Annotated in this window: 12 protein-coding genes and 3 pseudogenes; 6 read left to right on the top strand and 9 right to left on the bottom strand. The window is 57.5% G+C overall.

The annotated features are described in order from the left end of the window. The 5 genes and pseudogenes from ASC96_RS32930 to ASC96_RS32920 all read left to right on the top strand — a co-directional run. A pseudogene (locus ASC96_RS32930) lies at positions 1-171 on the top strand (IS21 family transposase); the annotation flags it as partial. Positions 172-463: 292 nt separating this feature from the next. Next, positions 464-1,091: pseudogene (locus ASC96_RS32155) on the top strand (response regulator); the annotation flags it as partial. A 369-nt stretch (positions 1,092-1,460) separates the two neighbouring features. Continuing rightward, complete coding sequence (locus tag ASC96_RS20915; protein WP_244482243.1) at positions 1,461-4,736, top strand: DEAD/DEAH box helicase; 3,276 nt, start codon at positions 1,461-1,463, stop codon at positions 4,734-4,736. A 70-nt stretch (positions 4,737-4,806) separates the two neighbouring features. Then, positions 4,807-4,899, top strand: a pseudogene (locus ASC96_RS34450) (DUF6766 family protein); the annotation flags it as partial. Between the two features lie 441 nt (positions 4,900-5,340). Beyond that, positions 5,341-5,604, top strand: a complete 264-nt coding sequence (locus ASC96_RS32920) for a hypothetical protein (protein WP_156397697.1) — start codon at positions 5,341-5,343, stop codon at positions 5,602-5,604. Between the two features lie 116 nt (positions 5,605-5,720). On the opposite strand, the gene ASC96_RS20905 is transcribed toward ASC96_RS32920, so the two are convergent. From ASC96_RS20905 to ASC96_RS20865, 9 genes are all read right to left on the bottom strand, one after another. Continuing rightward, complete coding sequence (locus ASC96_RS20905) at positions 5,721-6,599, bottom strand: DUF72 domain-containing protein (RefSeq protein ID WP_060505051.1); 879 nt, start codon at positions 6,597-6,599, stop codon at positions 5,721-5,723. Position 6,600: 1 nt separating this feature from the next. Further along, a complete protein-coding gene (locus ASC96_RS20900) occupies positions 6,601-7,485 on the bottom strand; it encodes an NAD(P)H-hydrate dehydratase (RefSeq protein ID WP_348270820.1) in 885 nt (294 codons plus the stop codon). A gap of 5 nt (positions 7,486-7,490) precedes the next feature. Next, entirely contained in the window at positions 7,491-8,246 is a 756-nt protein-coding gene (locus ASC96_RS20895; protein ID WP_060505049.1) for a histidine phosphatase family protein, read from the bottom strand. 178 nt (positions 8,247-8,424) lie between these two features. Continuing rightward, positions 8,425-8,604, bottom strand: a complete 180-nt coding sequence (locus tag ASC96_RS34445) for an FAD-dependent oxidoreductase (protein WP_348270819.1) — start codon at positions 8,602-8,604, stop codon at positions 8,425-8,427. Next, a complete protein-coding gene (locus tag ASC96_RS34440) occupies positions 8,597-8,986 on the bottom strand; it encodes a hypothetical protein (RefSeq protein WP_348270818.1) in 390 nt (129 codons plus the stop codon). Before ASC96_RS34440 ends, ASC96_RS34445 begins: the two co-directional genes overlap by 8 nt. Positions 8,987-9,924: 938 nt before the next feature. Beyond that, positions 9,925-10,179 carry a hypothetical protein gene (locus ASC96_RS20880; RefSeq protein WP_060505047.1) on the bottom strand — a complete coding sequence of 85 codons (255 nt, stop codon included), beginning with the start codon at positions 10,177-10,179 and terminating at the stop codon, positions 9,925-9,927. A 62-nt stretch (positions 10,180-10,241) separates the two neighbouring features. Next, positions 10,242-11,162 carry a YsnF/AvaK domain-containing protein gene (locus ASC96_RS20875; protein ID WP_060505046.1) on the bottom strand — a complete coding sequence of 307 codons (921 nt, stop codon included), beginning with the start codon at positions 11,160-11,162 and terminating at the stop codon, positions 10,242-10,244. 1 nt (position 11,163) lies between these two features. Next, positions 11,164-11,499 (bottom strand): DUF2382 domain-containing protein, encoded by a 336-nt coding sequence (locus ASC96_RS20870; RefSeq protein WP_280140020.1) that lies wholly within the window; start codon positions 11,497-11,499, stop codon positions 11,164-11,166. Between the two features lie 405 nt (positions 11,500-11,904). Then, complete coding sequence (locus tag ASC96_RS20865; RefSeq protein WP_060505044.1) at positions 11,905-12,144, bottom strand: hypothetical protein; 240 nt, start codon at positions 12,142-12,144, stop codon at positions 11,905-11,907. An 11-nt stretch (positions 12,145-12,155) separates the two neighbouring features. Between ASC96_RS20865 and ASC96_RS32145 the strand changes: the two genes are divergently transcribed. Next, the gene (locus ASC96_RS32145; protein ID WP_156397696.1) at positions 12,156-12,443 is read left to right on the top strand and encodes a hypothetical protein; all 288 of its coding nucleotides are present in this window, start codon (positions 12,156-12,158) and stop codon (positions 12,441-12,443) included. Positions 12,444-12,455: the final 12 nt, after the last annotated feature.

Genomic DNA, 12,455 nt, shown 5'->3' with positions numbered 1-12,455 from the left:
CGACAGATTGTCCGGCAAGACGCGGCAAGCCCATCTGTTTGTTGCGGTCTTGGGGGCATCGAGCTTGTCGTTTGCACATGCTCGCTGGAGCGAGACGCTACTGATTGGATCGAATGCCACCTGCTTGCGCTGGAGGCGTTCGGTGGCGCACCGGCGCTGCTGGTTCCTGACCTGTCCTTGGCAGCGGCAAGACGACGGCGGAGGGAGGCGCCTCGGGCCAAGGCATGTCGTCCAGGCCCCGCGAGACCTGCGGAGGAATATTGATTGAGGTCTTGGCGCCTGATAACAGTCCGGCCCGGAGCCATACATCTTCGTGACCCTTCAGATCGATAACTTCCGGCGTAACCTCGCGTCCTGATTTGGAACCTTGCAACCCGCACAGGCGCGCCTGCCGCCCATCTTCGTCGAAGAGGTAAGCGTCCGCGCGGAGGACAGCGTCACACCAGCCGACGGGCTGGCTCGTGGGGCCTACGTGTGCCTCGGTGTCAGGGACACCGGATCTGGAATGGACGAAGAAACAGTCCGGCGCGCTGTCGACCCTTTCTTTTCTACCAAGGAGTTGGGAAAGGGGACGGGGCTTGGCCTATCGATGATCCATGGTCTGGCGGTCCAGCTTTACGGTGCACTCAAACTCATTAGCACGTTGGGGGGAGGGCACGTTGGCCGAACTCTGGCTTCCGGCGACCACTGAGGTTCGCCGTCAAGCAGTGACGCTGGACCCAGTCATCCAAATGCAGCGCGGGCCAATGACTATTCTTCTGGTCGATGACGACGCATTGATTGCCATGAGTTCCGTCGACATGCTTGAGGATCTCGGCCATCGCGTGCTGGAGGCAAGTTCCGGGCAGCAGGCCCTGGAAGTTATAAAGAGCGAGCCTAACATCGATCTCGTGATTACGGATTTCTCGATGCCGGGCATGAACGGCGCCCAGCTGGCAAAGGCTGCACGCGACTTGCGTCCTACCCTGCCGATCCTGGTCGCAACAGGCTACGCCGAACTGCCGGCAGGTACCGAAATGGATCTTCCCCGGTTAGGCAAGCCCTATACGCAGGAGCAGCTGGAACGGGAAATCGCTCGGATCCTATCTTGAGGGCAACCGGGAGCAGAAAATTGGCTGCGTCAGCAAGACGGTCGTTAACATCAATGCGGCGGGGATGGTAGGCCGTTGATTTCGAAGCGTTGGCCGCCAACTTTCCCGACGTTCGACTACATTCAAGTATTGAGGGAGCAAGTCGTGTGGGCCGACGGTTCGAATCCGTTCAAGAGCAAACCTCTGATGCAGACCTTAATCTGCCGCTAAGATTGATCTGCCGCACCGTATTCCACTCCAGTTTTCGTTACCCCAGGGCGTCGTTTCTTTTCGGTGGAACCATCCGCAACAACTCTGGTTTAGCAGCAAGGCGGGTTGGCCGACGCCTCCCGAGGGCTGTCTTCAGGGGCGAGATGGTTGGAGGTTGCGTTGCGCGTCATCGAGTACAATAGTTCTGTCGTCCCCGATCATCTAAATCCAGTTCACCGACGTCCCGCTGGGCTGATTGCAGCCGCGCTCATCGATGTGATGACAACTTCAAAGCGGCCTCGCGGATATATTGCATTGAGTGAGGGCGGTGCCAATAGAGTTGCCGATGCCGTTCGATCTCTTGATCCGGAACTCGATATCGTAGTTCTTCCGCCCTGGGACTGTCTGCCGTATGATCGAGTTCCCCCGTCCCGGCAGGCGATGGGACGGCGGATGGACGCCCTGCGGGTTTGGTCCCAGCCCTCTATAAAGCCCAAGCTGTTAATCACCTCATTGGATACACTTCTGCAGCGCATTCCGCCTGCGCGAATTATAAACAACAGCTTGTTTGAGCTTGCCGTTGGAGGCGCTTTCGATAGGCAGGCATTCGAGCGTTTTGTTGGCCGCACCGGTTATATCGAGGACGGTATCGTCGATGAGCCAGGCGAGCTGGCGTTTCGGGATGATGTGATCGACATTTTCCCGGCGGGCGCGTCGAAGCCTTTCCGTATCATTTTGGGAGAGGATTCGACGGTTGCGGAACTTCGGTCCTACGACCCGACTACGCAGAGAACGACGAGCACGGTCGAGGTAATGGTATTCGGCCCGGCATCAGAAGCGATTGCTCTGGACGGTGACCTCGATGACCAAGACTCTGGTGCCGAAGTATCGGAGCAGCGATTACTTCAGCTGTACGGAACGATGCAAACAGTTTTCGACATGGTGGGCGATATCGATATCGCCTTCGGAGAAGGTGCTGAAGAGCGTCTGAGCAGTTATCTCGATATCATTGAGGAAGCGCGACAGGCTCGAGATCGTTTCGATCATGGCGCCGTCGAACGACAGCAATCGCTTTATTTGCAGCAGTTCGAGTGGAGCGGCGCCATGAAAAGCATTGCTACGTTTGAGCTCGATCTTGGAGAGTCGCGCGAACTTCCGAAATTTGCTGACGCTTCGAACCCCCGCAGGGCGTTCATCGATTACGTGAAGTCGGAGAAAATAGCCGGGCGCAGGGTCCTGTTGACTGGACGCGGGCGTCTATTCGAAAATCTTGCGCGGCGTGTAGAGCAAGAGGTAGTAACTGAGGGCCAAGCGATCAGCAGTTGGAAAGAGCAAAATGCTTTCGAACCAAGTGCGTTTTTGACGCTGGAATGTCCGCTGGATAGCGGCTTCGCATCAGCCATTCTCACGGCGGTTACCCTGAAAGATATCCTTGGCGAACGCACGGCGGCGGCGGATAATGCGCTCTTTCTTGCCGAACCCGAACTCAATCTCGGCGACGTTGTCGTCCACGAGGATCATGGCGTTGGCATCTTGAAATGCCTACAAGACATTACCGTCGATGGTGTCACGCGCGACGCTGCCCGGCTCGAGTACCGCGATGGCGCCTCGCTTCTCGTGCCGATCGATGAGTTCGGAAAACTTTGGCGCTACGGATCTGAGCCCGAAGCCGTCACACTCGACCGGCTCCATACTGAAGCATGGTCGAAGAGACGGGCTGTCATCGACAAGGATATTGGCGTTGCTGCCCGGCACCTGATGAAGCTTGCAAAGGAACGACTGGAGGCTAAGGCCGAGCTCTTCGTTCCGCCACGGATGGAATATGCGAAGTTCGTTCGCCGTTTTCCGTATGCGGAGACTCCTGATCAGGCAGTTGCGATCGAAGCGGTTCTTGGGGATCTGGCCTCGGGAACTGTCATGAACCGGTTGATCTGCGGCGATGTTGGCTTTGGGAAAACTGAAGTTGCACTGCGGGCCGGGGCGGCTGTCGCACTTGCCGGCGGCCAGGTCGTTCTCATCACGCCGACCACGGTGCTGGCGCGACAACATTTTACCACCTTCGAGCGCAGGTTTGCTGGCACCGAGATCCGGGTGGCGATGTTGTCTCGGGTCGTCGACCCGCAGGAAGCCAAGGACGTTAAGTTAGACCTTGCCGACGGAAAAATCAGGATCGTCGTCGCCACTCAGGCAATTCTTGCAAAAGATGTATGTTTTGACCATCTCGGCCTTTTGATAGTTGACGAAGAGCATCGGTTCGGAACGCGGGAAAAGCAGGCTATGAAGGCAATGGCGCCGCTTTTGCACACACTGACCATGTCGGCGACGCCGATCCCTCGGACATTGCAGTCGGCCATGATCGGTGTCCAGGATGTCAGCATCCTTGCAACGCCTCCTTCGAAGCGTCGGCCAGTCCGGACGTCCCTCGGTCCGGTCGATCGCGCCTCAATGCGGGTCGCGCTGATGCGGGAATATCGCCGCGGCGGGCAGAGCTTCATGGTCGTGCCGCAGGTCGAGGATATCGACCAGGTGCACAAGATGTTGGCCGAGCTGGTGCCTGAATTGTCGATCCGGATCGCGCATGGCAAGATGAAGGCCGCGTTTATGGACAACGTTATGGTGGGCTTTGCCGACGGGGATGGCGATGTCCTCCTGTCTACGAACATCATCGAGAGCGGTCTCGATGTGCCACGCGCCAACACGATTGTCATTTGGCGCGCAGACAGGTTCGGGCTGGCGCAACTGCACCAGCTCCGCGGACGTGTTGGGCGAGGAAAGGTCCAGGGAGTAGCTAGTCTTCTCACGGCCGAAGGTGACATATCCGAGCAAACGCGACTGCGGCTTTCGACCATGGTTGAAAACGATCGTCTTGGCGCCGGGCTCGCGATCAGCATGCAGGATCTCGACCTTCGGGGAGCTGGAGACGTCGCGGGCTCTGACCAAGCTGGTCATATGAAGCTCATCGGCGTCAACCTTTACCAAAAGCTCCTGGAGCGAGCGGTCAATGGATCAAAGAGAGAAGCAGCCATCGCCGAACAGCTGGTCGTCCTTAACCTCGGCATCGCCGGAACGATCCCGCTGGAATATGTTTCCGACGGAGCCGTGAGGCTTAATCTTTACGCGAGGCTGCTTCGAGCCGTAACTGGTAGCGAAGTGGAGGGATTCGCCCAGGAGTTCGAGGATCGTTTCGGTGAGCTTCCCGAGGACGTAGCAATTTTGTTTCGTCTCATAAAGGTGCGAGTTGCGGCCAGCCGATTTGGCATCAGCAAGCTTGATGGCGGACCGCTTGCGATGGCGATAAGCTTCATCGGAAAGCCGTCTCGGAAGACGATCAAGTTGCTGACACGGTCACAGCGAGCAGAGCTGCGCGATGGTCGCTTGGTTTTCGAACGGAAAACTGACAATGGGATCGAACGGATAGCGTTCTTCGAGGAGGTATTTCAGTTAAACGGTAAGTGAGGTGACAGACGCCGAAAAGAACGCCGACGGGCAAGATAACATTCGATCGCCGATCCCTCTGCCATTGGCGTCGGTCATCGTGGTCCTTTCGATCTTTCTGCGTTTCAGGGGCTCACCTAAGTTGAAGCCGGTCGCCGCGTCACACGGAGAGACGAGCGAGTAAACTGTGCCGCGTCCTGAAACGTCCGGCCGTTCACCGGTCAAACAAAGCGGACAAATCTGGTTTCAGGGGTGCAAACGCACTGCACAATGTCTCAGACTAAGCCGCGAAATGGTCTCCTCAGGCTGCTTCGGTGTTGAAATGGCTGCCACTGCGGAACGCAGCGATGGCTCGCCTTGAAATGATGTGAACCTACGACCCGGCCACTGGCGCTCTATATCAGTGCAAGATTTGCGGCGAAGGTGATTATACCGGGATCCCAGATCTTAAAGAGAACGCCTCTGGTACGAGGTAGAAACATATCCCACCTGAGGCCGGTCTAAGCTTGGAAAGGAGCAGACATTATGCAGACAATCAGCCACTGCTTAGATGACAGGGGCCAGGAGATCATTGGCGCGCCGGGAACACATGATCGAAAAAGCCGATTTCTAAGATCATGCGAAAGTGCTTTGGCTGAAAGCCGAGGCCGATGGGTTCACCGTTGCTCAGTTGAAGGAGGCCTGCGGTGGGGACATCGAGCGCTACCTGCTTGACCAGCAAAACGCCATGACCGACGTCGCGGCGCGGCAGGCGTTTGAAGAGAATTCCGCGTTTCACCACCTCGCTACTGCTGATGAAGAGGCGTTTGCCATCGCCTGCATAAATATCGCCCGCCGGGCAGCCATCGAGCGAGCAACTCGGACGCGAGTGCTGTGGCAAAAACCGTAAGCCGATCTAAGCAGCCCCCCCAACGCCCTATCTGGTCGAAGGTCGCAGCGGCGGTACTTGACACCTGGTCGGCGGCTCGGCCCCGAAATCAGTATTGTCCGACAATCTGGCAGTCACTAGCTGCGTGCCGCAAGCATCTCGGATAGTCGCTTAGCGTTTTTGATCGAATTGCCATCGCGGTCGTTATTGAAGTAGATCCAGACCGTCTTGGCGCCACTTCCCCGGATGCGCTCCGCCCATACCGTCAGCTCAGCGTCGCTGTAGTCGTGGCGATACCACTGCTGGGTCCCGTGGAAGCGGAGGTAGATGTCATCACTCGTGCGCACGAGTTCGCCCGGCAGCCGAGGTCCGCTGCAAGAGCAGAAAATCGCCCCAGCCGCCCTGAATGCCGAATAAACGTCCTCGTTCCACCAACTTTTATGGCGGAACTCAACGGCGTTGCGATGCCTTGGATCAAGCTGCGACAAGATCAAATGCAGCATGTCAGGCGAATAGCGTACGCTTGGTGGAAGTTGGAAGAGGAAGCATCCCATTTGAGGCCCCAGCAGGTCGGCGATATATCCGAAATCCTCCACGAGTTCCTGTGTGTCCTCGAACCGCTTGATGTGCGTGATGAGCTCGCACACCTTGATCGTATAGACGAAGCTAGGAACGGTCTGACGTATCCATATTTTAACCGCAGCAATTGTCGGCCACGAGTAGAACGGCGCGTTGAGCTCGACGGTCGCGAAATTATCCTGGTAGATTGAGAACAACTGATTTGAAGGCGTGCCGGTCGGATAGAATTTGCCTTTCCAGTGCCAGTAGTACCATCCAGAACAACCGATATGAACCTTGCCAGTGGCGTCATCCGGCGCTGGAGGGGCTGGGGCACTTGAAAGGCGGGCGAGATGCATTTTGGCCGCACGGATCACATTGGCATCGCGCTGCTTTTGCCGACGTTCGGCGCGCCGGGCTCGTCGCAGCTCGATTTCTTCCGGGGTGCGCTCTACCATTTCATTCGTCTGACCAATAGCGCAGCTCGGACAGGAGCTCCGGGATACGGTCGGGAATTTCACGCGCCAAAAAACCGAGTGGGCCGACCCTTTCCGACAGTTTAAATCCTGCCTCGCCGTGGAGAAAAACGCCCCAGATCGCTGCGGTTACCGGGTCGGCACCACGGGCCGCCAGTCCGGTTATGATGCCTGCAAGAACGTCTCCAGAGCCTGATGTGGCAAGCCCCACGCCACCGCCTTCATAGCGCCAGTTTCCATCCGATGCGGTGACAATCGTCTGGCTTCCTTTCATGACCACCACTAGCCCAAATTCGTCCGTCAGGCGGGCGGCTGCTGATCTCGGATCGGCCTCGACGACCGCCTTCCCGATCCCCAGTAAGTTGGCCATCTCGCCTGCATGGGGTGTGACAATAACGCGGCCGGAGCGTCTTCGAAGCGCATCGCCTTGCTCAATGATCTGCGGCAGGGCTCCGGCGTCCACTACGATGATCGTTTCGGTATTGCTTTCCAGCAGATGTTCCAAAATGGCGTCGCAGTCCGGCTCCTCCACCATGCCGGGACCTACGAGGAGCGCGTTGGCCTCTGCCCATCTGGAAGCGGCAGACACTATCGGTCGGAACTGCAATCCACCCGCTGGCGTTTCCGGTAGTTCGATGACCATCGCCTCCGGCATCGCCACTGCAATCGCGGCTGCGCGGCTTTCGATGGTGGCGATTTGAAGCTTGCCGGCTCCCACCCGCATTGCGCCGAGAGCTGCGAGAAGGACCGCTCCGGGAACTTCTCTGCTTCCGCCGATAATGCACACCCGACCGCGGTCTTCCTTGCTGCCTTCTGCAGGTTGGGGGAGCGGCAGGCTTCGAAGGAGGTCTCGGTTGACGATCTGCATGTCCATCACCGAGCAGCAACATTTGCGTCTTTTTCAGCGGTAACAGGCGCCCCTGCCTCAACCAAAGGCGCCACAAAGTTATAACGTGTCAGGACCAGGCCGCCGCCAACGCCGGTATCAGGCTCAGTCATGTATTCGGTAACACCGCAGTTCGAAACGTCCCCCTGCCGGTCAATTTCAAGGATCTGCTCCTCGGACAGATTTTCGATGATGTATCGCATGCATAGGACCACAACCTGATGCGCGACGATCAGGACGCTCCGATCGGCGTAATGCAGGCTGATGGTATCAAGCATGCTTCGCAGTCGCAGGATCACGTCGCACCAGCTCTCACCGGCCGGCGGTCGATGATAGAACTTTCCCAGGATGCGGCGAAACTCCGCTTGATCTGGATAGAGCTCTTCGATGCCTCGCCGCGTCAGCCGATCGAGGATGCCGAACTCCTTTTCCCGCAGCCGCTCATCGGTGCTGACAGTGAGGCGTGGCCAGGCAGTGAGCTGCCGAGCGATCGTGTCCGCCGTGCTCAAAGCGCGTATGTAGGGCGACGCCACAATAACGTCTGGCTGCTCAGGCAGAGCGCCGAACCACGCGCCCAGCGCCTCCGATTGCTGTTGGCCAAGTGGACTTAGTGGCACGTCGACGTCCCGTTGTGTGATTTCGATGCGTGCATGGCCTGCAAGATCTGCGGCATCGCGGGCAACATTTCCGGCACTTTCGCCGTGCCGTACCATCCAGATGCGCTTTGGCCAGTTCTGCTTCATGTCATCCCATTTAGATTAGAGCTTAAGTTCATTTGGGCGCGAGTTAGAGTTGTTGCTTCCCGTAGCGAAGAACCCAACTGACACCAGATAGTTCCCGCGTAGCGATCGCCCGCTGGTAGCAGCCCTCCGAGCATGGGAGATGCAGCGCCATCATAATCCAGGATCGAGCACTTAGCACCTAACGGACGAGCATCTCTCTCTCACAGAGGTCATTTCTCATCGCCGTGGCTGCTACTCCCGCTTGCCCCATGGCATTGCTGATCTGGTCCAGGCCAATGACGACATCTCCGGCGGCGTAGAGGTCAGGGACGGCTGACCGCTGATGCTGATCGACAGCGATGCAGCCCTCCTCAGACAAGTCGGCCCACGTCCCCCGCCAGCGACGAACGGATATCCGAGCCAAGCGCAGCGTAGACGGATGGGAACCTGTGCATCCCTGTAGGTGAAGAGACAACGATTGCTCCGTCCCCTAAATCGATCGATGTTAAGGGGCCTACCTCAAGAGCGATCCCCACTGTGCGAAGACGATCAAATTCGTCGTCCTTGAGTCCGTGATCCTCTTCAGGTGAAATCAGCGTGATATCCTTGCTGTAACTCCTCAGAAAGACGGCCTCGCGGAAGCCTTTTGATCCATAGCCCATCGCGCCGACTGATTCGTCGGTGACCTCAACGCCGTCACAGACAGGACCATACCGCAGTAGGCCGCGGGCGACCGCATCGTCATGTTTGTCCTTCGGCATCGATGGTCGGCGGTTGACGACGCCGGTGGCCAGCAGGACCGTTTTTGCCCGGATTTCTGTATCGCCGGATTGCAGAACAAAGACGCCATTCTACCGGCGTAGGGACTTCCTGAGCGCGCCGGATTTCAGCTCCGTACCTCACGGCTTGCACGCGCATCCTTGCGAGCAACTCACTACCGCTGATGCCGTCGGGGAAGCCCGTATGAGTCACCGTAAGATGTAGCGCGCGAGATAGATCGCGGCCGTCAAGCCTGCAGGCCCGCCGCCTATCACCACGCAGTCGCATATCTCTGTCGCTGCTAAAATGATAATCCCCTTTCGCTCGCCATCTCGTCGGCCTCGTCACTAGACTATCGCCAAGCCCGCAAGAATGCCGATCATGAAAACAGCCCGTGGGCGAACAGCCCGACGCATGCGAAAATTTGGCTTGCATGCCCGGCATAACTATTACACCGACTTTCGATACTTATTCGACAACGCTCCCTGCGGGTATCTCGTACTCGACGCTCGAGGTCGTATCGTCTTGGTGAACGCGACATTGCGGAACCGGCTTGGCAGAGAAGACCATGAGCTGCAGGGCAAGCGGCTCCTTCATTTGCTGACTGTCGCTGGTCGGGTGTTTTATGAGACACACTTTGCTCCGTGGTTGCGCATGCAGGGTTGTTTTAACTAGATCGCGGTGGATCTTGTGAAACATGATGGATCCCGTCTTGCTGTTCTTGCAAACGCTGTTCTTAAAACGGACGAGGACGATACCATCCTTGAAACGAGGATTGCAGTGTTCGAAGCGACGACCCGCCGCAGATCGACAGAGAGCATCTTGCTCCTGACAGGCAGATCATGACCAAACCGTTCGACATGGATGCGTTCGGCCGTCTGATCGCTGAGATGCTGGGGAACGCGTGAGAAACGAGGCCGGGGCTCGACGCCGCGAATGGCTACCGGTCCTTCTGGTATAATTCGCGGAGCACGGCGTCTTCGACCGAGACTGAGGCGACGACGGCCCCCGTCGGATCCGTGATCTCGATGCCATAGATATCGATCTGACGCGCCGCCCTCAGGTTTTGCGCCACCAATTCCCTTAACGCGCCCGCCGCATTCGAGGTGGCCTCGTCGAGCGTATCGAAGGAAGCACCCTCCAGATCTTCGTCGACGCTATCTGAATGCCTGATATGAAGAAAATAGATCGGCATCGGAACTCCAAGGTGTCCTGACACGCTGGCGGCCTCATATTCTGGCTGCCCGCGTTCTCAATTCAGGTGCGTTTGAAGCCCTGGCTCTGGCTGAAGCCGTCCTGCTTCTGCGTGCCGATGCGCTGGTCGGCGACTTCGACCTCGGTCTTGCGGACACTATCGCTTACGGTCTCCGTCCGCTCCGTCGACGTCTTGTTGATCCCGATTTCTTCGGCGCCGCGGGCCTCCTTCGAGACCACTGCCTCTTCATGGCGCTCTTCTGCGGAGATCGTCCGTTCCTGGAATGCGGCGTCGGCATCCGAAAGCGGACGATCGACGGTGCGCCGTTCGATGGTGACGTTTTCGTCGCGCAGCGAGATGTCTTCGCTCACGGGCGTCTCGATCGTGTAAGATCGGACCTTCACGCTGCCTGCGTTGACGTCGCGCTTTCCGACACGAAGATTTTCCTCCACCACCTTGATGGTATCGTGATCGGTCGTGTCGGGAACGAACGCATCGTCGCTAGCTGTGCCAAGCGACGCCCGACTTGCGTCGTAGGTCGAGGTTGATGAGGTCGACGAGGTCGAGATGTAGTCGTTCCAGCCTTCGTTACGCCAAGTGTCGGCACGTTCGTCGATGTCGATGCTTCCTTCTTCGTCCAGGATCTCATGCGCGGTTTCGTACAGCGTATCGCGGACCAAGGTGACGGATACGAGGAAGCCGCCGCGCCGCAAGCCTTCTGAATAAACAAGGCGGTCCTTATCCGGGAAGAAGAAATCACCGAGTGATTCCCAAAAGCCTTTTCGATCATCCGCGGCGGTGGTCTCGTTATCGCCGTCGGCCTCATAGCCGGGCACGAGACGGATCGCATCAGATGACACCCCGGCATCCTCTAGACGTTCGATCGCGCTGTCCGCGTCGGCGCGGCTGTCGAAAAATGCAGTAAGGGCGCTCGATGTGCCCGATGCGGTCGAGTAGCCATTTTCGGTTTCGTTGTAGGCCATTTCAGTTCTCCTTGTTTTCTACGTTACGTTCGATTGAGACGGATTGCTTGCGCAGGGTGATCGGGATGTCGAGCGTCTTGGAGGTGGTTTGCTGCCGTAAGTGCACTTCCTCGACGAGGAAAAGTCTTTTTACCATTCGCTCTTCAAAGACCGGGACGATGGTGACGTCCCCCTCGGTGCGCATTGACGGCGCGTAATCGACTTCAATGTCCATCGGTACCCGGATCACCTCCACGATGCGCCGCTCAAGCTGGGCGGTTGCGATTTCGTCACATAATTGTGTATGCGTCCCGACCGTAACCAATCCATCAACCACAGTCCGCTTGTCGACAGTCAGTTGCTCCTCGATGGCGGGGGATTATGGTTTCGGCGGAGGCCATGGCGTCTTCCTCTCGGCTGGAGCTATTAACCGCGATCCCTTCCGAATGTTCCGGGGGGTGTTCGCAACAAGGTGGCATTGAGCAGCTTGAAAACTGGGAGCGGCTGATTGGAACATTTCTGCCAGTCCTTAATTCCCCTTCCAGGTCGCTCCTGTGTCAACGAACGCGACGGGGATGATGAACACAGGGATTTTCCCGCTTCTTCCTGGGGCCAACGAAACGGCAGCCGAGCATCCGACCCGTCCAGGTGTGACCTTATCCTGATGATAAACTGGCTTATGCACGGAGAGGCCCGTCACATATTCGACTCTTTTGATCAACCAGGGGAACGTCTATCGTCGTCCGGGTCCGCGAACGTGTGGTCATGCGGAGGGGTAGTCCACGCTCAATGTCAAACCGACCTTCGCTGCAATCACTCCGTCGGCGTTTACCACCTCGACGGCCATGACATCGCCAGACTTCGCCGGGATGCCGTCGAGAACCATTTCAGCGAGAACCAGTTTCGCTTCATCGACTGCGGCGAACAAATCCCGGAATTCGTAGATCTCATCGGTGGCGACTGCGCCGTCCCGATCCCAAAAGCGAAACTGAAAGCTGGACATTGGCAATCTCCTTGATCAGCGCGACAACGAGCGATTCGCGTGATGGTTCCGAATATGCAAGAAAACCGTTCCACCCCGCATCTTTTTGGAATCTCGTGCGTTTTCCCGCTGATGAACGATTGGAGAGAACTGTGCTGTCGAAACGGGAATTGATTGATACCGGAAATGACAAGCGCTATGTGCGCCGTGACGAGAATGGGCGCTTCAAAGAGTCTGAACCGCGCCGGGTTTGCCGGAGGCTCCAACTTCTGAGAAAGTGGAGCTATCATGAGCAAGACAACGAACAAGTTTTCACCTGAAGTCCGTCAACG

This window comes from Rhizobium sp. Root1204, from assembly GCF_001424965.1.
Lineage (GTDB): Bacteria > Pseudomonadota > Alphaproteobacteria > Rhizobiales > Rhizobiaceae > Pararhizobium.
This window is presented reverse-complemented; position numbering and strand designations above follow the sequence as displayed.